Origin of the sequence: Eubacterium sp. OM08-24, from assembly GCF_003438075.1 — a bacterium.
GTDB lineage: Bacteria > Bacillota > Clostridia > Oscillospirales > Acutalibacteraceae > Ruminococcoides.
In genome coordinates this window covers 316724-343713 of sequence record NZ_QSTA01000002.1, presented here as the reverse complement: position 1 = coordinate 343713, position 26990 = coordinate 316724, and the positions used below count along the sequence as shown (strand labels likewise).

Sequence of the window (26990 nt, the reverse complement as noted above, 5' to 3'; positions counted from 1 at the left end):
GGCGTTGCCCACACCCACAACCTTTGAAAATGTTGACCAAACTTTTATATTCGGGACAGAAACATTTTCTTTTGCCGTACTTTGTTACCCGACCGAAAATCAGCTAAACCATAATTTATTAATAGAAAACTTTGTGCGGTTATTTCAAATTATGCAAAAAGTCCTGCAAGGCATTACCTTACAGGACTTTAAAAATCTATTAATTTTACGCAGCGTTAGACACAATTCTTTTGCCTCTCCATGTTCCTCTCTGCCAACGGATAAACACAACAATTCCTCTGAATATTTCATCACAAGCCATACCTATCCATACGCCTGCAAGTCCCATACCCATCACAATTCCGAGTACATATGCAAGCAGTACGCTTATGCCCCACATTGAGAAGATAGCGAGTATTGTCGGAAATTTTACATCGCCTGCGGCTTTCATAGAATTGATAATTACTATGTTTGTGGTTCTGCCTATTTCAAGGAAGATTGCTATAAACATCATATTAGACGCAAGCTCCACAACCGCCATATCTTCGGTAAATGCTCTGAAAGTAAATCCCGATGCAAGCCAATTCAGCACTGCAATGGAAATAGATACTACCATACCCATTCTCAGAGTTTTCATAACCCTTTTATATGCAAAGTCGTAATCGTTAGCGCCAACGCTGTGACCCACAATTATCTGAGTTGCTATGGCGGCGGAATATGCAAACATATATGTAAAAGTACACATCATATTTGCGTAAATTCGTGCGTTAATTGCGACCATTCCCATTGTGTTGATAAGTGCCTGTAACACAAGCTGTGAAAAGTTATAGCTTATGTTTTCGCCTGCGGTCGGGATTCCGAGTTTTAACAATTCTTTAAGAATATTTATAGGGAACGGGCGGAGGTATTTAATACCGAGTCTGCCTTGAATAACCTTATAGAAGTAAATAATTGCGGCTACAAGCGCAAAAATACGGCTTAAGCATGTAGAAATCGCAACACCTTCTGTGCCAAGGTCAAGAAAAGAAAGCGGACCGTAAAGGAAACAGAAGTTACCCACGATATTTACAATATTCATACCGAGCGATACAAACATTCCAAATCCCGTTTTGCCGTGGCTCATAAATATTGACGCAAAAGCATTGAAGACCGCCTGTGTAAATATTGTACCGCCGACTATTTTCATATACATATTGGCGTCAGGTATCATTTCGGCAGGTACCTGCATAATAATAAGTAGGGGTTCGCTGAACAAAAATACAATAAGACTTATTACCACGCTTAGCGCAAGGTTAAATGAAATTGCAACCGTGTAGATTTTATTCATTTTTTCAAATTGCTTTGCGCCGAGGTATTGGCTTACAATAACGCCCGTTGCACTCGATATAATGTTGAACGCAAGGTTTAAAAATCCGAGAATAGAGTTTGCATTGCCTATTGCGCCGACTGCCATGTCGTTGTAGTTTGACAGCATAATAGTGTCAATGTAGCCGAGCGAAAGTCCGAGCAGTGACTGAAAAAATATCGGCAGTGCAAGGCTGAATACCGTTCGTTTTAAAGGATCGACAGGTTTTTTTTGAATTTTGGCAGGAGCATCAGCCATAAAAAAACACTTCCTTTACAAGATGTATGTTGACTTTATATTTTTATATTGTATAATAAGGTCAGAAAATAAACCTTATATTGTTTATAATTGTTTTTAAGATTTTATATTATGAAAGGATAAATAAAATGAAAATTTGCGTATTCGGTGCTTCAAGCGAGCAGATAGATAAAATCTATATAGATACCGCCGAAAGCCTGGGCAGAGCGATTGCAAACCGTGGCGATGCCGTAATTTACGGCGCAGGAAAATACGGTGTAATGGGTGCGACCGCAAGGGGCGTAACCTCTGAAAAAGGTGAACTTATAGGTGTAGCGCCTGAATTTTTCAAGAAAGACAATGTTCTTTACGACAAGTGCACAGAACTTGTTTTTACGGACACAATGCGTGAGCGTAAAGGTGTAATGGAAGACCGTGCGGACGCTTTTGTAATTTGCGCAGGCGGTATCGGCACTTTTGAAGAATTTTTTGAAGTGCTTACTCTCAAGCAGCTTAGTCAGCACAGAAAGCCGATTGTTATGTACAATGTAAACGGATATTACGATTCACTCATAAATATGATGAAAAAGTCCGTATCAGAGAGCTTTATGAGTGACGATTGTCTTAAACTCTTTACCGTAGCAAATACCGAACAAGAGGTTTTTGAGCAGATAGACAACTATAAAGAATATACCTATGATAAGTACGGTTTTTTAAGGGACGGTGACAACAATGGCTGATCGTTGCGACCAATGCACATATTTTGTGGAAGATGACGAGTACGGCGATTACTGTTCGCTTAGTCTTGATGAAGACGAAATGGAAAAGTTCTTAACAGGCAATACCGAACAATGCCATTATTTCAGGCTCTATGACGAGTACAAAATCGTGCAGAAACAAAATTAAAGCTTCTTTATCACAGAGATATAATGTGAATATAAAATTCACATTGATTAAAGATTTGTAATATTTATTTAAAATCTTTGAAAAAAATAATTTTTGTTCTTTTTTTATATCTTATCAAAAAAACTTCCTTTTTACAAGGAAGCTTTTTTGTTTTTATTGTCATTTATAAACAGATAGAATAATAAAAAGATATAGTCCGTAAAAATATAAACTATTAAAAATACCGAACTTTTGCTGTTTTGTTAGTGCAACTATACAAAAGTTAATCTAATATTGATAAGTCCGTTGAAATAGTGTGCCAAAAGTATTAAAATAATATAGTGGTTTATAGAAAAATGTAGTAGTGTTTATAAATATTAAAGTAGGTATGGAAAACTACGGACAAAAATTGACGGCTTGCTCGCTTATCTTGACGAACTGTTCGGTGAAGAGAATATGAACGAATGTAAAGACTGCTTAAAGATGCTCAAAAAGCTTGTATAATCTGCAAAATAAGGGCGAACTTTGTTTGCTCTTTAGCTGATTGATTGACATTGTTCATCTTTGCTGATAAACTATATATATTGGCTTTTATTATGCTAAAAATTCTAAGAATGAGGAGTGATTATAATGGTAGATTTTGGTAAGTATTACAGATCTTACAGATATATGCAGGATCTGCTGAAATCGGATTTTACTCACAATTATATAGAGGAGGCTCTCAAAGACGGTGACGAGGGCAAAGATTCTATATCCGGCAAAACTAATGAAAAAGTAATTGATATGGATTGGGTTATCGCAATCGAAGAAACCCTGCCGTATATTCAAAAAGCAATTGACGAACAGGAGAGTTTTGCTATTTACGAAAATCGTGTGCTTTTGACCCTTATTCACAAGGCGCTTATGTTTGTTGATGACAAATATTCAAAAATGAAAGATGTGCCTAACGATTCTTACAATAATATAACAATGAACCGTCACCTTGAGCTTAATCAGCAAAAGCTTGATTTCAGCGTTAATTATGTAAACGAAAACCACGAATCACTTGCAGAAGACCTTGATGTAGAGGATATTGAGTCGCTTTCAGATTTTGACCGTATCCGCAGAATTCGTCAGGGACTTAACGAGTGTCTTGCAACTCCGCTTATGAAAGAGGTTGCAAAAGAACCGCAGGTAAGCCCACCGCTTACTCAGACTAACCTGCTCAAGGAAAACCCTAACTTTAAAAAGGCAGTTGAGCTTTGGAACTTCCTCGATACATATAAAAAGCAGGGCTTTGAGATTGTCGGCGAGGAATACAACGGCAAAATGTCTGACGAAAACAAGGAAGATGTTTACCTTGCAATGGAATTTCAGCATTTTATGATGTCGATTACCACCAACCCTGCCCTCAGAAAAATGCTGCAGGAAAAGTACGAAGAAGAAAATGCCCTTGCCAAAGAAGAGTCTGACCGCCCCGAAAAGGTAAAGGAAATGGCACTTGAGGCACAGATAGAGGCAGTGCGCAAAGAAGAAACGGAAATCCGCTTAAAGGAAATCCGTGAGCGTGAAAAGCAGATACTTGACCTCAATTCGGAAATTAAAAGTTTGAAAATCACACTCGACCAAAAAGAACAGCAGATACTCACTCTAAAGGGACAAATTTCCGCTTTACAGGACGAGCTTGACAATACAAAGAACGAGCTTAAGGAAACAAAGTTAAAGTTACTTGAGGCTCAAAAAGAAATCGAAAGACTTAAAGAAGAAACTGAAAAACTTACTGCGGAGATTACGGAACTTAAAGAAACTCTTGAAAACGGGCGTGTAAGTCACGCAAAGCAGGTAGAGCAGATGAATGCCGACTTTGCCGAGAAAACAAGAATTGCGGAAGAAAATTTTGCAAATCAGCTCAGCGCAAAGCAAAAGGAATTTGACGACGCACAGACCGCTCACAACGAATATGTAACAAAGCTCAACACAGATAATGCAAATAAGTTTGCCGAGTTAAATACTAACCACAGCAACGAGGTTGCACAGCTTAAGAGCAATTATGAAAACAGAATTGATACTATTAATAAAGAAAACGCAACCGCAACAGCTAATCTGAAATCCGATTACGAGGGACAGCTTACTTCCATGAAAGCGGATTACACCTCGCAGATTAAGAATTACGAAAAACAGATTGCCGATATTAATGCGGAAAACGCTAAGAATGTAAAAGAACTTAACGATAACCATGCCAAAGAAATCAAGACCATTACCAAAGAATCCGAAAAGCGAATGGCTGATTTTGAAAAAGAAACCACCAAGAAGATGAACGATACTATAGCTGATGTTAAAAAGAAAGCTAAAGACGAAGTTCGTCAGGCTGAAAAAACAGCAAAAGAAAAAATTGCAGAGGCAAAGGGCGAAAATAAGCTCTTTAAGAAGAAAAAAGAGGTATTCGAGGCGGCTTATGCGGCAGGTTCGGTAGGACTTATGGCAATGCTCGCAGAAAAATACGCATCTGAGGGCAGAACAGACTTTGCCGATCACCTTGTATCGGCAACAGCGGCAATCAGAGCAATTATGATTGCGCCCACACCAAAGGGCCTCACACTTACAATGTATACCCATGGCTCGGCTAAGTTGTTAAAGCTTTATGCAGGCGTTACAAGATACGATGTAGCCATTGCCGATACGGTTTCGTCATTCGGCGGAGTTGAGGGACAGCCTGTATTTATCAGCTTTGCAGGTGTTGAGGGCGAGGTAGCAAACGAAATTGCAGCCAAAATCAAAGAAACAGCTGATTGCAAAGTAACTGTTTCTCAAAACAGAAGAATACAGTCAACAGGAATTATTGGCATATATTTCTGCGGAGAATAAGCGAGGTATGCTATGAATAAATCGGCACAGCCGACGAGGACAACGATTTGTCGCAGGCAACTCCCGATGTTGATTACCTTTTGCTTTGACCTTTATATGAGAATACAGAATCCGAGAAAATTTACATTACTAAAGATTCCGTTCTCACTCCGAGGCAAGACTTGATCTTTCGGGAGGTCAATTTAAACTGAATTTTAATCTTGACGGAGAGCTTGCATAATTTTAAAGGCAGGTGAAGCGTATGAAAGCAGAAAAGCTGATTCTGGACTTTTTAATTAAAAAAGCCGAAAACCTTAAGGTTGACAAGAAAAAGCTTTTTACTTCATATGCTTCACTTTTTCTTGTTTCAGCGGTACTTGTAACCGCAACAGTCCTGCCAAAAAAAGCGATAGCTTTTTAAACTGTCACCTTAAATCGTATAAAAACGCTTTTATCTCTCTCTTTAAATAAAATATGAAAAGGACAGCAGATTTTTTCGACTGCTGTCCTATTTCATTTGTTGTGTAATTGTCGGATAGTAAACATTTTTTATTTTGCTGTTTGGGGGCAAATTAAAAATATCTGATTAATGAAATAACTTTACCCAGAATAGCGACTTCATCAGCGATAATCGGCTCGAAATCGTCATTTTCAGGCTGTAATCTAAAATGACCGTTTTCCTTATAAAAGCGTTTTACGGTTGCCTCGTCGCCGATAAGCGCAACAACAATTTCACCGTTTGACGCAACAGGTGTGCGGTTTACAATTACAATGTCACCGTCAAAAATACCTGCTTTTATCATACTTTCGCCTTTTACATGCAGTGCAAAAAGTTCTCTGCCACGGCTAAGACTTTCGGGAATAGGTATGTATGTTTCGATTTCTTCAACGGCAAGGATAGGATAACCTGCCGCAACACTGCCCACAAGAGGAACATTTACACTGCGCTCTTCACCTGCGATGCGTATGCAGCGGTTTAAACCGTGCTCACGCTCAATAAGTCCTTTTTCTTCGAGTGCGCTTAGGTGATGATGAACCGTTGAAGTTGATTTTAACCCCGTAGCCTCGCATATTTCACGCACAGACGGAGTTCTGCCTTCATCCGCACACTGTTTTAAAAAATTAAATATAGCCTGCTGGCTCTTGCTTAATGGTTTCATAGTAACCTCACAAATTGCAAAAGTGCCGATTTGTAACAAACTATTTACGGCCTACCATATTATAACACATTTCCCCTAAAAAATCAAACATTTGTTTTATTTCAAAAAATAATTTTTTCAATAGGATTTCATATTAAATTCACACGATTTTCAAATAAATATAGTTTAATATAACTGTACTCAAAAGGCGGAACCGCAACCGCCGAGTATATTGTTCTACCCTCCTCAATGCGGGCAATGTGCCCGTAATTGTACCCCTCATTTTTTTAAGAACAGGAAAGCACCGTGTTTTTGTTGGCATGGTGCTTTTCAATTTTTGCTGTATTTTTGTTTTGGAGGGAAAATTTGCTGTTAATTTTTGTGGAAATTCGATTTAACATATTTTAAATAATAAAAACTAAAAATTTAGGTCAACCCTTTTTAAAGGGTTGCGGGTTTGGGCAGAGCCCATAAAAAGTTTCCTTTATATTTTCATTTCAGGCGCAAACAGCTTTGCTGTTTGCGTGCTAAAACTAAGTTTGAAAAAACAGGCAGATGCTCAATGCGTCTGCCTGTTTTGCAATATTTTCAGAAATTATTTTGTCAAAACTTCTTTTATCTCGCTGATATACATTTTATGAAAATCATTATCATACCATTTACTTACACTCTGTTCGTCAAGAATACTCTCGCTGTTTAAAAACTGCGAATACATCTTTTTGCACACGAGCACGAGTTTTGCCTCGGCAAAGTACGGAATACCGTCCTCTGTAAAAGCAGGTGTAAGTCCTGTTTCGGCAACCTTATCTACATCTCTGCCGCTCTTTGAACCGCAAAGTTTGAGTGCGTCACGATATTTTTCATCAAAAAAGCTCATTGTGTAGTAATCGTTTTTCTCAATAAACTCAAAAGTATAGCGCTGAGGGCGAATGAAAGTAAAGGCAACGGGTTTGCCCCACATAATGCCTGCGCCGCCCCAGCTGATTGTCATTGTGTTGAAGTTGTCGGCACTGCCGCTTGTTACAAGCGCCCAATCCTTGCCGATAAGGTCAAACACGCTTTCGTTAATATCTGATGCGTTAATTTTCTTAAATTCTGACATAATTATCCTCCTTGTATCTTCTTGCCGCATTTGGCAAGAACATAATGTTTTGCATTTTTATTAATCAAAAATATTTTCCTTATTTTGTTCCCGTTGAGCCAAAACCGCCCTCGCCACGCTCTGTATCCGAAAGCTCGGTTACTTCTGTTACGGTCGGCACAATTACGGGTGCAATCACCATCTGCGCCACCCTTTCAAAGGGCTCGACAGTGTACGGCTTATCAGAAACATTGCAAAGACCAACGCAAATTTCGCCTCTGTAATCGCTGTCAATAACGCCGACACCGTTGGCAAGGCAAATGCCATGCTTTATTCCGAGCCCGCTCCTTGCGTAAATAAACGCCGCTACCGATGAATCGGGAAGTTCAATGGCTATGCCTGTCGGCACAACGGCAATCTGTTGCGGTTCAAGTGTAATTTTATCGGCGATGCAGGCATACAAATCCATTCCTGCTGCGCCGCTTGTTGCAATTTTGGGGATTTTTGCGTTATCTTTTACCTTTTTTATCTTTAATTCCATAGTGTTCCTTTCGATTTAGGTTGCATCTGCAATCAAATTTTGCAGGAATTTTTAAAATTCCTTGCAAAAGAATCAGACTTAAAAAATTAATAATGTGAAATTAGAATATTAAAAGTTTGTAATTTGTGTAACAGCAATTTAATTTAATTCTTTTAAACAAATTTAACAGAGTTATTAACATTAACATTGTTTTAACAATTCTATTTAACACCCCTGAGGTATAAACCTCTTGTTGATTTGACTTTTAACATCGGATTTTCCGTAAATTCGCACATACTTTTAACACTTTCAACATAGTTTTCAACAGTTAAACGAAGTGAATAAAAAGATGTTGAAAGTGTGGAAAACTCTTTTTCAGAGATATAAAGCGGTACACAATTCAACACTTCGGTGCATATTCCGTCACATTTCAGCGGAAATTTCTCACCTTTTCTGTCCGTCATTTTTGAGGAATTTTTGCAAGTTTTGCAAGAAATGTTCTCGCTCTTTGCAGGGCAGTTTACAGTGAGCATAAGCGGAAGATGTCCGTAGGTGATAATACCCCTTTTTATAGTTCCGCCAAGGCGGTTTATCCGCTCAAAAGTAAGCTCAAAGCTGAGTTCAACATCTTCAAAACCGTATTCCTCCGCCCAAAGCAGGTCATAGGTGTTCACAAGATTAAGTCCAAAACCGCCATGCACACGCATTTTTTCGCTTTTTGCCATATATACGGCGGCCAAGTTTCCGCAAAGTGCGTCATTAATGCCGAGCTGTTTAACTTCCGCAAGCCTTTTGGCAATTCTGTCCTCGTTTTTAAACAGACCTCTCGGAATTTCCACGCCGATATTGTAGCCGTTGGCAATAAGCGATTTCAGCTTTTCGCTGTCGGTAAAAATCGGAACATAAACAAGCTCACATTCCTTAAAAGCAGGCGAAAACTTTGCGGTAGTCATTCTTGCTCTTATTGCGTTGCCCTTTGGCACCAGAGAGGTGTCGGGCTCTGTAATTTCAACATTGTTAATAATATAGTTGTGCCACACCGCCCTTAAATCGTCAAGTCGGGCAAGCGCATCTCTGCGCATTGCGTTTAGCACTGAAAGTGGGAGAGAGAGGCTGTCCTCTGTATTTATACTCAAGCTGTCAAAGAAATATGCCGTTGAGCCTGTTTTCTTTAGCTGAGTTTCGCATTTTGCCTTGTCAAGGGCAACCTTTTCGGCTTTCTGACAAACAAAGTCAGAAGAAACCTTAACCGTATGCGAGCCGTCTGAAATTTCGAGTGTTGGATTTTCGCCGATTTTTGCAGTAAAAATACCGCTTATGGCAATGTTGCTAAGCTCGTCCTTGTACCTCTGTCGAATTTTTGCAAACAGCTTTTCATCGGCAGCCACAACATCGTTTTTCCTGCGGTAGCCAAACATTTCGTAACCCGTTTTTCCCGTATAGTAGCCGTCTGTAAAGCCTGTGCGGGAAAACACGCTTTTTAAAATTTCGGCTGTATCACCGCTAATAAAGCCGCTGTCACGCTGTTCCTTGCAGGCACGAACTGCGGCAGAAACATATTCGGGCCTTTTCATTCTGCCCTCAATTTTGGCAGAGGCTACACCCATTTCTTCAAGCTGCGTAATATATGGTATAATGCTGTTGTCTTTTAGGCTGAGTGCGTGACCGTCCTTTACCTTTCCTACGGAAAACGGCAGGCGGCAGGGCTGAGCGCAAGCTCCTCTGTTTCCGCTCCTTGAGCCGAGCATTGCGCTGAAATAGCATTGTCCCGACACGCACATACAAAGCGCACCATGAACAAAAACCTCAAGCTCTACGGGAATTTGGGCGGCTTTTTCAAGCTCTGCCTTGCTCATTTCTCTTGACACAACAACTCGTTCAAAGCCCATTTCGTAAAGCGCCTTTACGCCGAGGTACGAGTGAACGCTCATCTGAGTAGATGCGTGCAGGTGCATTGACGGCACAAGCTGACGGGCAAGTTTGGCAACACCCATATTTTGTACAATGAGTGCGTCTACATCTGCCCTTGCGGCGAGAAGTATAGCCTCTTTCATTCTCTGCATTTCGTCATCGAAAACTATGGTGTTAATTGTGACATACACCTTTACAGAGTGGATGTGGCAGTAGCGAACCGCCTCGATAAGCTCATTTTCGTCAAAATTATGCGCAGAAGAACGGGCGGAAAATTCCTTTTCGCCCAAATATACGGCGTCTGCTCCGCTTCGTACGGCGGCTGCAACGCTGTCCATACTGCCGGCAGGCGCAAGAATTTCAATTTTATTTTCCATAATCATAGCAATCAGTCAAAAAGCGAGATTTGCTGTTGGCGCATTTTTCGGACTATTTCGTCATTTTCTTCTTCCTCAACTGCGCCGTTTTCCTCTGTTTGTGCAGAGTTTACCGCCTGTTGCAGAGCATTTCTCAGCTGCTGATTCTCCTTTTCAAGTCTTAAATATTTTCGTGTAAGGGCAGTGTTTTCGTTGATAACCTCGGCAAGGCGGTTTTTGTACTCGGTGCACTGCTTGTTGAGGTCGTTTGTTTGGCGAATGATTTTGTCTGCCTTTGAAATGCAATCCTTTTTGTTGCGCAATGCCTTGTTGCGGTCATCGCAAAAATTCAGCGCCGCAAGAATTGCACAATCCCTTGTGTCGAGGTGGTGACTTGATGTAATAATTTCTTTGATTTGAGCAATAACCTCATCGGCAACATTCTGCACATATTTTTCGTCATCGGCAGTAATCACCGAATAGTTCCTGCCTTCGATCTGAACGGTGACTTTTCTTTTAGTATTCATTACATTATCTCTCCATATTCAGCCTTGCTCTGCAAAAACAGAGCTTATACCATAAATTATAATCCACCCTAAATTATAATATAAAATGCTGCGTTATTAAAGAATTATGTTAAAGTTGTAATCTTATTTTGATAAAATTATCCTTGTATGTCGGTTTTTTGCCATTTTTTGTCTGCTATATTGTAAAGGATCAAATTTTGTGATATTATATAATATGTGCGACAAAACAGTTGCGTTTTGTTGATTTCACATTGTTTTGCTATTTATAATATAGTTTTTTTGATAATAATTAATAACAATTTATTAACATTACATATCAAAAAGGCTTTTGCGGAATATTATTTTACAGGGAAGTGATTATATGCCAGTTCCTTTTGATTCACAAAAAATTTACTATCGTTCACCTTTCGGTGCGGTAGAGCAGGGAACGACCATACATTTAAGAATACTTTTGCCAAGAGATCTCCACACTCAGAGAGCGGCGTTGGCAGTAAAGTATGACTACGATTACAACTGGGAATACTTCGGCTTTTTCTGGTGCGGCACATTTGATGACGCTACCGAAATCTGGGAGGCTGACTTTACTCCTAACAAAATCGGTCTGTACTGGTATGGCTTTAAACTTCAAACAAAATACGGTATCAGATATATTGTGCCGTCTGATCCGTATAATATCAGCACCATAGAAACTTCACCGGGCAGAAGTTGGCAGCTTACCTGCTACAAAAAGGGCTTTACTACACCAAAGTGGCCTGTTGGCGGTGTAATGTATCAGATTTTACCTGACAGATTTAATTTTAGCGGCGAAGAAAAGAACCTTACCCGTACAGATTTTCAGCGCAATACAGATTGGTATGCACTCCCACAGTGGTGGCCTAACGAGAACGGCGAAATTACAAACAGCGATTTCTTTATGGGTGACCTTAAGGGAATTACACAAAAGCTCGATTACCTTGAGGAATTGGGCGTAAGCTGTATTTATCTTAATCCTATCGGCGAGGCATACTCAAACCACCGTTACGATACGGGCGACTATTCAAAGGTTGACCCGATTCTCGGTACAAACGAGGATTTCATAAATCTTTGTGCAGAGGCTAAAAAGAGAGGAATACATGTTATTAACGATGGCGTTTACTCTCATACAGGCTCAGACAGCAAGTATTTTAACAGAAACGGCAGATACGGCGAGAATACAGGCGCTTACAGAGATCAAAATTCTCCGTATTACAGCTGGTATAAGTTCAATAACTGGCCAAACGATTACCATTCATGGTGGGGCTTTTACACCTTGCCTGAGGTAAACGAAACCGACCCTGTATTTAACGAATATATCAACGGTAAGGACGGTATCGTAAGAACATATATGCGTTACGGTAACTCAGGCTGGCGACTTGATGTAGCCGATGAGCTGCCCGATGAATTTATGGAAAACCTGCGTAAAGCGGTAAAGGAAGAAGATCCCGAGGGCTTTATTGTAGGCGAAGTGTGGGAAGACGCAAGTAACAAAGAGAGCTACGGCGCAAGAAGAAAATTCTTGCTCGGCGAAGAGCTTGACTCGGTTATGAACTATGTTTTCAGAAACGCAATCCTTGATTTCTGCCGTGGTGCAGACGCCAAGTATGTTATGAATCAGATTATGAGCGTTATCGAAAACTATCCTCGTCCTGTTCTTCGTGTGCTTATGAACTCGCTTTCAACTCACGATACAGAGCGTGCGCTTACAGTTATTGCAGGCGAGCCGCTCAACGGCAGAGATCGTCAGTGGCAGGCAAATCAAAAGTTAAGCTACGACCAGCGTAAGCGTGGTACAGCACTTTTAAAGCTTGCCGTAGGTATGCAGTATACTTTACCGGGTTTCCCGTGCGTTTACTATGGCGATGAGGCAGGTCTTGAGGGCTATCGTGACCCGTTCAACCGTTGCTGTTATCCGTGGGGCAGAGAGGATAAGGAGCTTATTGAGTGGCATAAGGCTCTCGGTAATTTAAGAAAGTCCTGCTCACCGCTTTGGGACGGCGATTTTGTAAAGGTTACGGCTGACAAAAATTATCTAAGCTATATCCGCCTTGACAGCAAGTCATCGCTTTATTGTGCGTTTAATGCAAGCAATGAAGAAAGAATTATTGACCCACCGCCCGGATATGCAGACGGTACACCTATTTTAGATACAAAGCTCGAAAACGGAAAATTAACAATTCCGCCGCTCAGCTGCGCATTTATTATTAATGAAACAGACAGAAGACTGAGCCTTGCTTATTAATTAAAACTACAAATTTTATTTATACCAAATCTTAAAGAACGGTCTGCACGCTGCAGACCGTTCTTTTGTTCTTTAAATTATGTTTTTGGAAAATACCTTACCGTGCAGTCATAAAAGTTTAGTCAACCTTTAAAAAGGCTTGAACTAAATTTTAAAATTATTAAGTCTATAATGTTATATTTATAAGCTAAAATGGTTTTGTTCTAAATGTTGGGGTAACAATAATAAATTATGGTTTAGCAAATTGATTTGCCAAGCAATTATAAAAGTTTGGTCGACCTTTTCAAAGGTCGTGGGTGTGGGCAAAGCCCACAAATACTTTCTGCTTATGCAATCTAACAATAGCCAAACAGCTCGCTGTTTGGCGGCTTGAACGCAACGGCGAAAGCCCATAAATGCAATAGCAATAAGAAAAGAAATTCGTTATTTCATTAATAAAATATAGGCTTTTTTAATGGCTGTCGCCTGTTTTAGCAAACTTAGTTTTAGCACGCAAACAGCGTGGCTGTTTGCGCCTGATAAATTGTTGTATCGGAAGATTTTATGGGCGCTGCCCAAACCCGCAATTTTTGAAAAAATTGAGTAAACTTTTTTGTTTTTGGGAGGATAATTTAGCGTTAGCTAAATTTCAATGCCCGACCGACACTCCGCCAAACTACAATTTACCCCAACTTTTGATAAAGAACCGCCAAAATACACGCAAAAAGGCAGTTCCGAATTTACGAAACTGCCTTTTTATCAAATCAAGTATTAATGTTTTGGGTTTTTGCTTTTTTAGTTTTTACAGGCGGTGGGGTAGGGGTGATTTCTTCCGCTGCCTTTTTGCCCTTTTTCTTTTTAATAATATAGATATAAACGCAAATTGCCACAAATCCTGCAAGGCACACCGCTGATACAACAGCGCCCGGCTTAAAGCCCCTTGGATAATACACAAGCTCAATGTTGTGCTCGCCCTTTGAAAGGTTAAATGCCACAAGCGCATTTCCGACAGGAGTAATATTTACCTCTCTGCCGTCAACATATGCTTTCCAACCGCCCTCTTCGTTAGGAATAGAGGTGTAGAAAAGTCCGTCCTCGCTTGCGTTGATTGTGCCCTTCATAGATGAACCCGTACACTCTGTGGTTGTCATAACATCTTTGCTTATCTGTGCATAACCCTGCTCGAAAACATCTTGATTAAGCATATTTACATATACATGGGCATTGCCTGCCTGTCCCTGTGGGAGTTCAGCGTAAACCGAGATTTTATCGCCCTCGTTTACATATCCGCCGCAAGCGATATACGGTCTGCCCATACCGAGTGTTTTTGCGTTCTGCGACTCATCGTTTATCATAAGCGATACATCGTCTTTACCGTCTATGTCAGCATATACATACACATAGCCTGTGTACGGCGCTGTGTAGTTCCACTTGAGGTGCGGTGTTGTGGTGGTGTCTGTGCAGTTGTAGCTGTAATTGCCGTACGAAATTTTGTTTACAGGGAACTGTGAGTAGTCTGTGTGTCCTTGCGACACTACCTCAAGCTGAGTATATACATTGTCATTTACGCCGGTTGCCAGCTTGAAAAATTCATTTTGCTGGTCAAACGGGTTAAACTGGTCTTCATTTCTGTTTACCTGCCACTTGAGCAAGTCGGAATTTACCATAAATCCCATAGGAATGTAATGCTCGTTTTTAAGGAGAATAATACTGCCCTGCTGATAGTAGTTTGTAAGATCGTAGCTGTTCTGATACCTGCCATCTCTTGAGATGAGATATTTAAGGTTCATAAATGTGTTGGTTACAGGCGAGCTTTCGGCATATGTGTAACGGTTGCCGCTCTGCCAACCCATCATTCCGAAGTTTTCAAAGAATACGGTCATATCCTCGTTAGCCATTGAGTTGAACATTGAAAGTCCGTTGTAGCCGTTGAGCGAGCCGTCATTGAGAGTTTGAGTGCTTGTTGTTTCGGCTCTCCACATTTCTTTGGTGTCTTTTTCGGTTTCATTCATATAGCTTATAACATTTGCGGCAGCCTCTTCACCTCGTGGGTAGTCAACTGTGCTTGTAACTGTGGTGGTTTTTACACCTATGTATGCAGTCGCACCGCTTTCGCCTATGACTATTACCGCAAGAATAATCAAAAGCACTTGCTTTGGTATAATTCTCTTTGTGTAGAGGAAAAGCACAATGCAGACAAGCGCCGCAATTACGGCTGTACCCACGATTGCGTAGGTTTGCTGTGTGTCGATTGCAATCAGAATAATTACAGTCGAGAACAGCACCGCAAGAATAACATCCCAGCAGGTGGTAAAGTCAATGAGCATAAATGCTCTGTAAGCCATAACCACAATTACAAAGCTGATAAGATAGCTGAAACGGTAAGGAATCATATTTGTAAAGTGGAAACCATGCCAAATGTAGTCGAGCTGACGGATAACGCAGCTTATCATCATAAAGAGAATAAGACAGCCGTCAACGATTTTTTCTTTAAGGCTTATTTTCTTAGAGGTAAGGAACACAATGCCAAGCACAAGCGAAACAGTACCGCAGGCAATGTTTGGCAGAGCGTCAGCCTCTTTGGTGGCAGGAGTTATGAAAGTAAGGAGATTTGAGAAAATCTTTTTCATAGCCTCAAGTGTACCTAAAAGGTCGTTTGTAGAGCCTATGTTGATTGCGTAGGTAGTCGGGAATGTGCTTGAGGTTGCGTGGGTGTTTTGCAGTGCAAAGAACGCAGGCAACAGGAAGAAAGCCGTCATACCGATAGCAAGTACAGAGAAAAGCGCTGTTTTTGCGAGTTTTGTAAAAAAGCTCTTAAAGCCGTTCCACTTAACAATGCTGTACGCAATGAAGATAAGGAGAACGAAAATACAGGTAAACAAACCCATATAGTAGTTTGAAATGAGAGAAATCGCAAGCGTGATTGTAAACAGTCTGAACTTGCCCTCTGTAAGCAGTTTTACTATGCCGAGAGCCACAAGCGGAGTAATGCATACGGTATCGAGCCAAATGGTGTTCCAATAGTAACCCATAAAGAATGCGCAGAATGAAAAACTTGTGCCGAACACAACAAGCGAAAAGTCATTCTTTTTGAAAACCGAGCGCAGGAAAACAGCTGTAAAGCAGCCTGCAAAGGCAACCTTTGCGCATACGCTGAACATAAGAAATTCCCTGAGCCACTCAGACGGGATAAACACGCACAAGAAGTTCATAGGCCCTGCAAGGTAGTAGCTCATAAGCGAGAAGTAGTTTACACCGCCGCCCTGAGTCCAAGACCAAAACAGAGATTCGCCGTGCTTTAGCTTGTCCTGAAAGTCAACCAAAAAAGGAAAATACTGGTGCCAAAGGTCGGTAACGAGAATTTGATTATTGCCAAACGGAGAAACCTCCATTATCGCAAAACCTATGGTCATAAGCAAAAAAGGTATGGCAAAGGCAAGTAAAATAAACACATTTCTACTTAAAAATGCCTGAAATCCTTTTTGCTCAGCCGCAGGCTTTTCGTGCAGCTTTTTAGCTTTTGTTTGTAAAGCTGTCATAAGCATAAGAATTAAACCTCCATAAAATTATGTTTGCCCTTTTAAAGACAGGGCATTACCGATTAGTTATGCTTTTGCATATACTATAACTTATATATTGTAACACTTTATTTTGTCAAGGTAAATAACATTTTTAAAAAAGTGAATTGAAATTCAAAAATCGTCAATACTGCCAATGCGCTTGTTTAAAACCAACAAAAACAGGGGTTGAAATTGTATATAAAGAATTTTTTAAAATATATACATATTTGCTTACATATGGTATAATTTTATCAAATAAATGAAATTTGAGGGCAGGACTATGAAAAAAGCTAAAATATTAGTATCAACGGCGCTTGCACTTTGTATGGGAGCAACGGCAGTAACACCTGCATTTGCGGCGGATAATGAAAGCTTTACTTTTACAAAAATCGGCGATTACAACGCAGACGGTGTAGCAAGTGTATCAGACATTACTGCATTACAGTTACAGCTTGGCGGAAATGGTACAATTTCGGGCACTGCTCTTGAGCATATCGACTTTGACGGTGACGGCGCTTTTAATGTAAATGACATTACAGAATTGCAGAAAATGGTTGCCGGTACGGAATATACTTGCTATCAAAAAACAGACAGCTCATATAAAAACATTCCTATGCGCTATTATGACTATGACTATAACGGTAACTCTAAAGGCGATATTATTGAATATGAAACAATCTACACACCGGAGAATTACATTATGACTGTTGATGAAATGAGGAGAAATTCAGTTAAAGGAATTTCTCTCATAACATCAAAGGAACAGTTTGTCGATTTGTTTAAAGCGGAGTCGCCGGAATTTGACGACGAGTTTTTCAAGGATAACGCTCTTTTTGTAATACTCACAGTCAGGGATTGGTATGATTATACAGGAATAAACTCCTTTGCGCTTGACGGAAACAAGCTGATAGTATATGATTATGAGGTCGAAACTTTTTGGGAGTATGGCGAAAAGTGTTGTCGCAATAATATTTACAGACTGAATAAGGCTGACGTCGAAAATATTACAGAAATTAACTTTTATACACAATATTTAGCACAGTAAATCTAACCCCCTCTCCGAGTGGAGAGGGGGTATCTTTTGCAAAATTTTAAATAATTTATAAAAATATAGACTTTTTTGTGTGCTTTTGGTATAATAAAAATAATTGTAGGTTTATACAAATTTAACTATGCAAAGGCGATTTATTATGAAAACAATAGATTTAGTAGTGCCATGCTACAACGAGGAAGAGGGACTTGAGCATTTTGTGCTTGAAACCAACAAGGTTATTGAGTCAATGCCCGAATATGCGTTCCGCTATATCCTTGTGAATGACGGCAGTAAAGATAAAACATACCTTATAATGAAAAAACTCGCAAAGCAGTTTTCTAATGTAAAGTACATTTCTTTTTCGAGGAATTTCGGCAAAGAGGCGGCTATGTATGCAGGACTTCAGCACACCACCGCCGACTATGTGGTGGTAATGGACGCCGATTTACAGCATCCGCCCACACTTTTTCCGCAGATGGTGTATGCCCTTGAAACCGAGGGCTACGATGTTTGTGCTACAAAGAGAAACGAGCGTGAGGGCGAAAGCAAATTCAGAGGTATTTTTTCAAAATTGTTTTTTAAAATTTCAAACAAACTCACCGATACCAAAATGCCGTACGGCGCAATGGATTTCAGAATGATGAAAAGACAGGTTGTCGATTCGATTCTTGAGCTTGCCGAGGTACAGAGATTTTCAAAGGGTATTTTTTCGTGGGTAGGTTTTAACACAAAGTGGATTTCGTTCAAAACGGTTGACCGCCAGCTCGGTCAGACCACATGGAAATTTTCGAGCCTTTTCCGCTATGCGATAGATGGTATCACCTGCTTTTCGGTTGCACCGCTCCGCTTTACAGCTATAATGGGAGCAATTATTTTTGTTATTGCGCTTATCTACATAATGATTACGCTCATACAAACTCTGTTTTTCGGTATCACCACACCGGGTTATGTAACCACCTTGTGCGCAGTGCTGTTTTTGGGCGGAATTACCGAGATGTCGATTGGTATTCTCGGCGAGTACATTGGCAGAATTTATATGGAAACCAAAGACAGACCAATTTATATAACAAAATTTTCTAATTTTGAGGACGAAAACAACGAGAAAAAGGAATAATTATGGGCGATTTTATAAAAAAGTTTTTTGATATAAAGTTTTGGAAGTTTATTTTGGTCGGCGTAATTAATACCCTCGTTGGCAACGGCTTGCAGTTTGTGCTGTTTGCGCTGTTTGCGTGGGACAGATACGATTGGGGCGTGTGGCTTGCCTCGGCGCTTGGATATTTTATCGGCAGTGTCGTAAGCTACTTCCTTAATAAGTACTTTACTTTCAAAAATACCGAAAAAGGCTGGAAACCGATTTTGCGATTTGCGCTGAATATTGCAGTGTGCTATGCGCTTTCGTACTGCATAGCAATTCCGCTTATAAAGTGGATTTGTACGGCGAATAATTTTACAATGTTCTCGCTTACGGTTGAGCAGTTTGCAGGCTATGCCTCAATGATACTCGGCTCTTGCCTGTTTGTGGCATTTAACTACATAGGACAAAGATTTTTTGCATTCAGAGAAAAGAAATAAAAAGGTACTCCCGACATTAACATAGGTTATATCGGGAGTATTGCAATTTTACAGAAAAAGATGTGATTTAATGGGCAAAGCAATGGCAGCTGCAAAAAAAATAGCGAAAAGTCCCTTTGCGCCGCTCGCAAGGGTTGCGTTTGATGTGTTTGCAAAGGCGCAGTTTTTGTGCCTGAATATAAAATGGAAATTATCGGGCATAAAAAAGCCGACAGCCGAGCAGGCGCAACAGGTAGCGCAAAAAGTGACATTTATGTTTAAGTCATTTGAACGGCAAAAACAGGCGAAAATGCTGTATAAAAACATTCAAAAATACTACCCGAACGCAAGGGTGGTGATTGCCGATGACAGCAAAATTCCGCTAAAAATAAACGCAAAGAAAAATCCGCCCACAATCATTCATATGCCGTTTAACAGCGGTCTGAGCAAAGGGCTTAACCTTGCGCTTGCCGAGATACAAACCGAGTATCTTATGCGTATGGACGATGACGAGCTTTTAACACCGCTTTCAAATGTATATGAGGAATTGTGCTTTCTTGAGGCACATAGCGACATTGACCTTGTGGGATTTGTGCCGCTTACGGCAGGCAAATGCACACCTGTACAAAAAATCGCCAGGAATTATAATCAATTCGATATGAAAAATGCTTACAAACCGCTAAAAGTGCCACATCTCACTAAAATTGACGAAAATCACATTGTGTACGGAAAAGTACCGAATATTTTTCTTGCAAGAACGGAAAAGGTAAGGGAAATAGGCTGGGACGATAACATAAGAATGATAGACCATCACGAATTTTTTACCAGAGCCGCAGGAAACCTTGTGTCGGTAATGAATCCGAATACGGCGGTTTTTCATATTCACAATATGTTTGACAACTATTACAATAAATTCCGCAGTGATTTCAGCGACGATTACTACTATATTCAGGGCAAAATGATAGCTGTTAAAAAGGCTATGAAAAGCAACAAAAATCAGCAACATAAATAAAGTGCCGACATTGTTATTTGCAAAGTAATCGTGCTATAATGCTGTAAGTAACTGAATTTCGATAAGGGCAATTACGGTGGTAAAAGCGCCGTATCTGTCCGAGGACGGCACATATTATTTGCAAACCAACGAGATAGCTGACAAAGAAATAACGGCAGACAGGGTGGTGTCAATAATGGTGTGCAAAATACCGCACCTTGACGCATTGTATAACCTGTTTTTGTCGCCGTGGGGACTTGTGATATTCATAGCGCTTATAGTTCTGATTTTCTTTGATGAATTGGTAGCGTTTGTAAGAGCGCTGACCGGCAACACAAAATCGGCAAAAGAAACAACGGATATTAACGAAATAATCGACCGACTAACCGCAGAAAATAAGGAAAATAAAGATAATAAAGACGATAAGTGGGTTTGATATTTATTTTTAAGGATTTTATGCTAAATGCGTGGTAACATTAATAAATTATGGTTTAGCCGACTTTCGGTCGGGCAACAAAGTAAAACAAAAGCGAAACTCTCCGTCCCGAAGTTAAAAGTTTGGTCAACCTTTTCAAAGGTTGTGGGTGTGGGCAACGCCCACAAAAACTTTATGCTATCGCAAATTTTATTAGCCAAAACGCTTGCCGTTTGGCGACTGAACACAACAGCGAGAGCCTTAAGAAATGCGATAGCATAAAAATAGAAATGCAAAACAATTTACGGTATAAACGCTTGCGTTTATACCGTTATGTTTAATTATTTCTTTTCTAAAAAGTTACCGCTTGTTTTTCAAACATTGTCTTAGCACGCAAACAGCAAAGCTGTCTGCGCCCAATAATTTGATGCAGAGAAAACTTAAATGGGCTCTGCCCATACCCGCAAGCCTTTAAAAAGGCTGACAGCTTGACCAAAGTCAAGCTGTTGTTTTTTACTGATCTGCAATTTTGATATAAATATCTCCGCTTACCGTGGTTATTCGGCACTCTTCGTTTGAAACGCATTGCGGTACATTTACCGTGCCGCTGGTTGTTTTGGTAATAAATTGTTTATTACTTAGCAATGTTCCCGATATTTCGCCGCTTACGGTATCAAGTACAATATTTTTTGCGTCACATCTTTTCAAATCTATCTCTCCGCTTGTGCTGTTTGCTTTAAGCTTTTGGCTTGCAACCGTATCGGCAAGCATAACTCCGCCGCTGATTGTATTCGCAAAAATTTCTTTGCCTTTTACATTTGACAAGTCAATCTCACCGCTTACAGAACTTGCATTAATGCACTCGGTTGCCGAAATATTATTTATAATTACATCTCCGCTTGTAGACTCGGCATTAAATTTTTCCAAATTTAAATTCTCCGCATAAACATCTCCGCTTGTTGATGAAATATTAAGTTCTTGTTTTACATCGGCTTTTACACTTACATCACCGCTGATACTGCCGACCTTTGCATTATCAAAAGTAAATTCGTTTGCAACATCAATATCTCCGCTCATTGAAGCTGCATTCAAAGAATCATATTTGTTTTTCGGCAAATAAACCGAAACCCTCATATCCGCAATGAAAAATCCGATATTAATACGCTCAAACCAGTTGCGTTCATCTTTCACACGGACTGTTAATGTATTGTTTTCGTTTACAACAGTGTGAGTAACTTTTTCCCGTTCATCACACAATACCCGGCATTTATCATCATTTGATTTATAAAAATTTATATTGCTTGCCGCGTCCTCTATTATAATATTTGTAAAATCATCGTCAACAGTATAAGTATGCGTTACAAAATCTGATGTGCTGATTTCATTAAAATTAAATCCAAGACTGTATATACCGCAAAATCCGCAAATCATTCCAACCGCTATAAGAATTACAGCTACCGTTATCAATATCTTTTTCGATTTTTTCATTGTACTTCCTCTTTTCTTATAAACAGAGATTTTATCCAAATCCATATTTTTTTACTGACAAATACCATTCCTTTTGTAATTTGATTAATCCCGAAAAACGACAGTATTGACAAACCCGCACATACAAAAGCTCCGCCAAGCAGCACGAGCATTGCAAATATATTTGCATTTGTGGTAAAAGCATATGCCACTGTACTTACCAATGCAAAAATTCCGCTTACCGCCAAACTGAAATCAGCCGCATAAAAAGACAAAACCACAGACCATATAACTATGTAAACAGTCAGAACAATAACTACTGCGGTTAAAAGCAGAGGAAACCAAATGGGAGATCCTACTGCGAGCAATACTATTTCCCACACCTTCCAATCGTGTTTTTTGCTGACTGTTCTTTTAACCAATTTTGGCAATGAAGATTCCGATAAAATTTGCTGTATAATTTCGTTTACCGAGCCTATATCTTCAACAGCCTCATTTTCTGTCATACCCTCGTCCATTCTGTCGTCAATCATTTCACTGTAAAACTGAACCGAATTTTCTATATCTTCTTTCGGCAATCCCGATAAACCGTTATACAATGCCCTAAGAAATTCCTGTTTACTCATCATCATTTTCCTCCTTTATGATAAACCGATAAATTGATACTATCTCGTGCCACTCATTTTTAAAATCTTCTATTCTGTTTAATCCCTGTTGTGTAATATGATAATACTTGCGTAATCGTCCGTTATACTCTACCTTATTGACGGTAAGCATTTGAGCGGTTTCCAATCTTCTTAAAATCGGATACAAAGTTGATTCGGATATTTCTACATACGGTTTCATATCTTTTATAATCTGATAACCGTAAGAATCTTTGTTTTTTATAGCGGCAAGCACGCATATGTCCAAAAGTCCTCGTTTCAGCTGAACATCCATATTATACCTCCCTTTGCACAATACTATACACCACACAGTATTATATGTCAAGGACTTTTTTCGGATTATATAATAAAAATTTTGAACAGCCTATTAAAATCTCTCACCGTTATGTTCAAGTAGCCAAACAATAAAAAAGAAAAAGCAGTTTCAAAGCATTGTCTTTGAAACTGCTGAATTTACAATAATATTAAATTATAACTCAAGACCGCTTGTAGTCTTTAAAAACTCATTAAGTTTGTTGTAAATAATATCTACGCCGCCTACCGAATCACTCTCAATATTCAGCGGCATAATCGGGTCGTGCACAGAAAGTCTTAACAAGAACCAACCGTCACCGTTATCCTTATCAAAAGATACTCTTATGCCCTCACGATTATCGTTTGCTATATTCCAACCGTCATGCGCCATTGCGTATGCAGTGAGGTCGCCAATGATTTTTTCGCCGCAAGCCTTAAAATCAGGCTCAAGAATTTTAAATCTGACTTCCTTGCTCTCAACAGGCTCTTTAAGTTCCGCTGTAAGCTCGTCAAGCTCCTTGCCCTCTTTGCGCATTTGAGCCGCTTTAATAATTATCTTTGTGCAAAGGTATGCGCCGTCATCAAGAAAATAGTTTTCTTTCATTGCGGCATGACCTGAGGTTTCAATAGCAAGCGGACAGTTAATGCCTTGTGCGTTGAGCTCAAGCGCCTTGTCAATAACATTCTTGTATCCTCTGCGGTAGCGGTAGTGCTGACCGCCAAGTGTATCTTCAATAAATTCTTTAAGTCCCGATGAGGTGATAGAATCAGTAACAACAGTGCCGCCCTCGTTGCCCTCAAGTGCGATAGCCGCCGCTACCGCCACAAGTCGGTTTCTGTTGATTTCGTTGCCCTTGCTGTCAACTGCACCGCCACGATCAACATCAGTGTCAAAAATCACGCCGAGGTCAGCGTTTGCCTCTTTTACAGCCTCGCAAATTGATGCCATAGCTGTTGCATCCTCAGGATTCGGAATATGGTTAGGGAACATTCCGTCAGGGTCAAGGTAGCGACTGCCTGTTGTGTCAGCGCCGAGTACAGAAAGCACCTTGTCGGCATAAAAACCGCCTGCGCCGTTGCCTGCGTCAACTACAATCTTAAATCCCTTGAGCGGATGCTCGTAATCTTCGGCATTAACCTCTTTTTTTATTTTTTCGCAAAGTCCTTTTGCGTAGTCTGTCATATAGTCTACTTTTCTGATCTCACCGCAAGTTTTTTCTTCGGGTGATTCGCCGTTTTGTGCATATTCGAGAATTTGCTCAATGTCACTGCCCTCAAGTCCGCCCTCACGAGTAAAGAATTTGAGTCCGTTTCTGTTAAATGGGTGGTGACTTGCCGTAATCTGTAATGCGCCGTCACAACCGAGGTCAACGGTTGTCATAAACATTGACGGGGTAGACGCAAGTGAGCAATCGAGCACTGTTGCGCCGCAGCGCTTAAAACGCTCACTGCAAATTGATACAATATGCGGCCCTGAAATTCTGCTGTCACGACCGATTGAAATTGTGAGAGTTTCGGGAGCTTTGCTTACCTTTTTTGAAAGCCAAAGCACAAAGCCGTCAGCCATTCTTGCCACAACATCATCTGTAAGGTTTACAGGCTGACCCTCTACGCCCTCGCTTGCCACGCCTCTGATGTCTGTACCGCTTTTAAACTGCTTATAAAACTTGTCTAACATTTAAAGTACCGTCCTTTATTGTATTTTCGGATATTTCATTCTAAAAAAGCATACGCTAATTATAAATTACTGCATTAATTATAACCTATAACCGCAAAAATCTCAATATATAATAATTTTATTTTTGTAAAAAAAGTGATTTTTTGACGCTTAACTTTCCCTTTTGGTAGTTATTTTCACTAACAGCATTATAATTTTAATAAGCCAACAAATTTGTTTATCAAATAATTTTTGTGCATAATGTATATATTTATATATACTACTTTGTAAGCTGTTCACATTCAATTTGACTTTACCACAAATTTTCATTTAAAAAATTGTTGACTTTTATGGAATTGTGATTATAATAATAATTGTCAAGTAAATAGTCCGCTTGACTATCGACTGATTATACAGTCAGACTACTCGAGTAAGGTTTAATCAGGTCGAACATAAATAATTATTTTGCCAAATGGTAAATGGCACAACAATTTTATATTATCATTTTGGAGGAAATTTTTATGACACCTATTCTTAGTTTACATGATGTTGATGTAGCCGAATTTCTCGCTGTTCTTGATACTTGCGAGGGCAATGTATTTCTTGTTACAAACGAGGGCGACAGATTAAATCTTAAAAGTAAGCTCTGCCAGATTGTCGGTCTTACAAAGCTCATTGAGGGCGGTAAGATTGCAGAGGCAAGCATTATCTGCGAGAATAAAAACGATGAGAGCAAGCTCTTCCGTTTCAACTTCTTTGGCGATACTGCCGGCGCAGAGATTAAATAAATCAGCTATTCACGTTTTCACGTTAATTTCAAAACTTCTAAATCCAAAAACAGCCGCATTTGCGGCTGCTTTTGGCATATACGGTATTTTTGACTTGTAAAGGGAAGTTTTTTCGTCTTTTATCAAAAGTTGGGGTGAATTACGGTTTAACCGACTTTCAGTCGGGCAACAAAGTAAAGCAAACATTAAACTTTAAATTTTAGAAAACAAAAAAGTCTTCCACTTTGAGGGGAAGACTTGATAACTTTGTGCTTACCTCAAACTATTAAAAAAGTACCATAATTAAAAATTCAGAATAAAAAGGCAGTCGATTTTCTATAACCCCAATAAAACCGACTGCCTTATATTTTTAATTAAATTTTAAACCGCAGCCTTACTGCGCTCTGATTTTCTGTACTTAGACGGTGTAATGCCATAGTACATTTTAAATGCTCTGTTAAAGTTAGAAATATTGTTAAAACCTGACTTGCCTGCAATTTCAATAACAGGTGTGTCGGTTGTTGTAAGCAAAAGTGCCGCTCTTGAAAGACGGAGTTCATTAAGATAGTTAATGAATGTAGTGTTCAAAAGCTCCTTGAAAAGATGAGAAATGTAGTATCTGCTCAGGTTTGTGTGCTCGGCAATAATATCGAGTGTAAGCAGATTGCAGAAGTTTTCATTGATGTACTCTGTAACTCTGCGCAATGCTCTGTCTTTTTTGCCCTGAGTTTCAATATCATAAAGCTCAAGCTTTTGTGTTTCAAAGAAATAATAGAAAAGCTCGTAGAATTTGCCTGTCGCAAGAAGATAAAATCCTCTCGGCTTGTCTACCTCGGCTCTGAATGCGGTTTCAAAGCACTCGTGAACAGGTCTGTAAAATTCTTCGTTAGGCTTGAATTTGAAAAATTTTGTGCAGTTGCCGCCGACTATGCTTTTTATAACGGCAGTCGGAATAAACTGCTGAGTAAGTGTTGCGCCGTCATTAAGGTTTAAAAGCATAATCTCAATGTGCGCATCGTTGTTATGGTCGAATTTGTGCTTTTGGTTTGGCGCAATAAAGAAAATGTCGCCTTTATCAAGCTGTTCGATTCCGAGTGCGGTTTCTATAACAATAGAACCGCTCCTTACTATACCGATTTCAACTTCGTGATGAACGCTCCATAAATCATCTACAACAAGCTCGCCACATGATACACGAAAGCTTGAGCTTGTAGAGGTTACAGAGTTCAAAAATCTGATTGCCACTAATATTACCCCTTTTTATAATATTATTTTGTTGTATAATATCATAATACAAAAAGGTATGATTGTCAATACGGCAAAGTATGAATTATGACAAAATTTTATTGCTTATTATCTTCACGGGATATATTTTACTTTTTTGTTGTCTTTTGTTGTGCAAATCCTAATCGTTTTAACTTTATGGCTTTATATTGATAAAATGTTACTATAATAAAGCGAATTGTTTTGCGCTTATCATTATTGTTATAAGAAAAAATGGCAGTAATTTTCGGAAAACCAAAGATTACTGCCATATATACAATTTTG

General features: G+C 39.6%; 24 protein-coding genes. 12 read left to right on the top strand and 12 right to left on the bottom strand.

Annotated elements, in window-relative coordinates:
* Positions 1-205: 205 nt before the first annotated feature.
* A complete protein-coding gene (locus DXC23_RS06525; protein WP_117705345.1) occupies positions 206-1582 on the bottom strand; it encodes an MATE family efflux transporter in 1377 nt (458 codons plus the stop codon).
* A gap of 128 nt (positions 1583-1710) precedes the next feature.
* Between DXC23_RS06525 and DXC23_RS06520 the strand changes: the two genes are divergently transcribed.
* The 4 genes from DXC23_RS06520 to DXC23_RS12430 all read left to right on the top strand — a co-directional run bounded on the left by DXC23_RS06520 (position 1711) and on the right by DXC23_RS12430 (position 5690).
* Positions 1711-2301 (top strand): TIGR00730 family Rossman fold protein, encoded by a 591-nt coding sequence (locus DXC23_RS06520; protein ID WP_117705344.1) that lies wholly within the window; start codon positions 1711-1713, stop codon positions 2299-2301.
* Positions 2294-2467 (top strand): DUF6472 family protein, encoded by a 174-nt coding sequence (locus DXC23_RS12535; RefSeq protein ID WP_022234144.1) that lies wholly within the window; start codon positions 2294-2296, stop codon positions 2465-2467. The genes DXC23_RS06520 and DXC23_RS12535 overlap by 8 nt, the downstream gene beginning before the upstream one ends.
* 609 nt (positions 2468-3076) lie before the next feature.
* A complete protein-coding gene (locus DXC23_RS06515; protein WP_117705343.1) occupies positions 3077-5290 on the top strand; it encodes a hypothetical protein in 2214 nt (737 codons plus the stop codon).
* 241 nt (positions 5291-5531) lie between these two features.
* A complete protein-coding gene (locus DXC23_RS12430) occupies positions 5532-5690 on the top strand; it encodes a hypothetical protein (protein WP_158552476.1) in 159 nt (52 codons plus the stop codon).
* Between the two features lie 151 nt (positions 5691-5841).
* Here DXC23_RS12430 and lexA read toward each other — a convergent pair whose 3' ends face one another.
* The 5 genes from lexA to zapA form a co-directional block, all read right to left on the bottom strand.
* Positions 5842-6429: a transcriptional repressor LexA gene (gene lexA / locus DXC23_RS06510; RefSeq protein WP_022234250.1), complete on the bottom strand. Its 588-nt coding sequence runs from the start codon at positions 6427-6429 to the stop codon at positions 5842-5844.
* 574 nt (positions 6430-7003) lie between these two features.
* A complete protein-coding gene (locus DXC23_RS06505) occupies positions 7004-7510 on the bottom strand; it encodes a flavin reductase (protein WP_117705342.1) in 507 nt (168 codons plus the stop codon).
* A gap of 79 nt (positions 7511-7589) precedes the next feature.
* Entirely contained in the window at positions 7590-8030 is a 441-nt protein-coding gene (gene dut, locus DXC23_RS06500; RefSeq protein WP_117705341.1) for a dUTP diphosphatase, read from the bottom strand.
* Between the two features lie 200 nt (positions 8031-8230).
* Entirely contained in the window at positions 8231-10297 is a 2067-nt protein-coding gene (locus DXC23_RS06495) for a U32 family peptidase (protein WP_158552474.1), read from the bottom strand.
* A gap of 11 nt (positions 10298-10308) precedes the next feature.
* On the bottom strand, positions 10309-10803 hold the full coding sequence (gene zapA, locus DXC23_RS06490; RefSeq protein ID WP_117705339.1) for a cell division protein ZapA: 495 nt from the start codon (positions 10801-10803) through the stop codon (positions 10309-10311).
* Between the two features lie 361 nt (positions 10804-11164).
* Between zapA and DXC23_RS06485 the strand changes: the two genes are divergently transcribed.
* The gene (locus tag DXC23_RS06485) at positions 11165-13060 is read left to right on the top strand and encodes a glycoside hydrolase family 13 protein (RefSeq protein ID WP_117705338.1); all 1896 of its coding nucleotides are present in this window, start codon (positions 11165-11167) and stop codon (positions 13058-13060) included.
* Positions 13061-13803: 743 nt separating this feature from the next.
* On the opposite strand, the gene DXC23_RS06480 is transcribed toward DXC23_RS06485, so the two are convergent.
* Positions 13804-16584 carry a YfhO family protein gene (locus DXC23_RS06480; protein ID WP_117705337.1) on the bottom strand — a complete coding sequence of 927 codons (2781 nt, stop codon included), beginning with the start codon at positions 16582-16584 and terminating at the stop codon, positions 13804-13806.
* Between the two features lie 295 nt (positions 16585-16879).
* Between DXC23_RS06480 and DXC23_RS06475 the strand changes: the two genes are divergently transcribed.
* From DXC23_RS06475 to DXC23_RS06450, 6 genes are all read left to right on the top strand, one after another.
* Entirely contained in the window at positions 16880-17644 is a 765-nt protein-coding gene (locus DXC23_RS06475; protein WP_117705336.1) for a dockerin type I repeat-containing protein, read from the top strand.
* 145 nt (positions 17645-17789) lie between these two features.
* A complete protein-coding gene (locus tag DXC23_RS06470; protein ID WP_117705335.1) occupies positions 17790-18746 on the top strand; it encodes a glycosyltransferase family 2 protein in 957 nt (318 codons plus the stop codon).
* A gap of 2 nt (positions 18747-18748) precedes the next feature.
* Positions 18749-19207: a GtrA family protein gene (locus tag DXC23_RS06465; RefSeq protein ID WP_117705334.1), complete on the top strand. Its 459-nt coding sequence runs from the start codon at positions 18749-18751 to the stop codon at positions 19205-19207.
* A 70-nt stretch (positions 19208-19277) separates the two neighbouring features.
* A complete protein-coding gene (locus DXC23_RS06460) occupies positions 19278-20198 on the top strand; it encodes a glycosyltransferase (RefSeq protein WP_117705333.1) in 921 nt (306 codons plus the stop codon).
* A gap of 76 nt (positions 20199-20274) precedes the next feature.
* The gene (locus DXC23_RS06455) at positions 20275-20613 is read left to right on the top strand and encodes a hypothetical protein (protein ID WP_117705332.1); all 339 of its coding nucleotides are present in this window, start codon (positions 20275-20277) and stop codon (positions 20611-20613) included.
* Positions 20614-20640: 27 nt separating this feature from the next.
* Positions 20641-20874 (top strand): hypothetical protein, encoded by a 234-nt coding sequence (locus DXC23_RS06450; protein ID WP_117705331.1) that lies wholly within the window; start codon positions 20641-20643, stop codon positions 20872-20874.
* Positions 20875-21105: 231 nt separating this feature from the next.
* Here DXC23_RS06450 and DXC23_RS06445 read toward each other — a convergent pair whose 3' ends face one another.
* The 4 genes from DXC23_RS06445 to DXC23_RS06430 all read right to left on the bottom strand — a co-directional run bounded on the left by DXC23_RS06445 (position 21106) and on the right by DXC23_RS06430 (position 24696).
* Positions 21106-22080, bottom strand: coding sequence for a DUF4097 family beta strand repeat-containing protein (locus DXC23_RS06445; RefSeq protein ID WP_158552472.1), 975 nt, complete (start codon positions 22078-22080; stop codon positions 21106-21108).
* Positions 22077-22688 carry a DUF1700 domain-containing protein gene (locus DXC23_RS06440; RefSeq protein ID WP_158552470.1) on the bottom strand — a complete coding sequence of 204 codons (612 nt, stop codon included), beginning with the start codon at positions 22686-22688 and terminating at the stop codon, positions 22077-22079. The genes DXC23_RS06445 and DXC23_RS06440 overlap by 4 nt, the downstream gene beginning before the upstream one ends.
* Entirely contained in the window at positions 22678-22998 is a 321-nt protein-coding gene (locus DXC23_RS06435) for a PadR family transcriptional regulator (protein WP_022234027.1), read from the bottom strand. The genes DXC23_RS06440 and DXC23_RS06435 overlap by 11 nt, the downstream gene beginning before the upstream one ends.
* A gap of 195 nt (positions 22999-23193) precedes the next feature.
* Complete coding sequence (locus DXC23_RS06430) at positions 23194-24696, bottom strand: phosphomannomutase/phosphoglucomutase (RefSeq protein ID WP_117705329.1); 1503 nt, start codon at positions 24694-24696, stop codon at positions 23194-23196.
* Between the two features lie 500 nt (positions 24697-25196).
* Between DXC23_RS06430 and DXC23_RS06425 the strand changes: the two genes are divergently transcribed.
* Positions 25197-25463: a hypothetical protein gene (locus DXC23_RS06425; RefSeq protein ID WP_117705328.1), complete on the top strand. Its 267-nt coding sequence runs from the start codon at positions 25197-25199 to the stop codon at positions 25461-25463.
* A 360-nt stretch (positions 25464-25823) separates the two neighbouring features.
* On the opposite strand, the gene DXC23_RS06420 is transcribed toward DXC23_RS06425, so the two are convergent.
* Positions 25824-26687, bottom strand: a complete 864-nt coding sequence (locus DXC23_RS06420) for an AraC family transcriptional regulator (protein ID WP_117705327.1) — start codon at positions 26685-26687, stop codon at positions 25824-25826.
* Between the last annotated feature and the right edge of the window lie 303 nt (positions 26688-26990).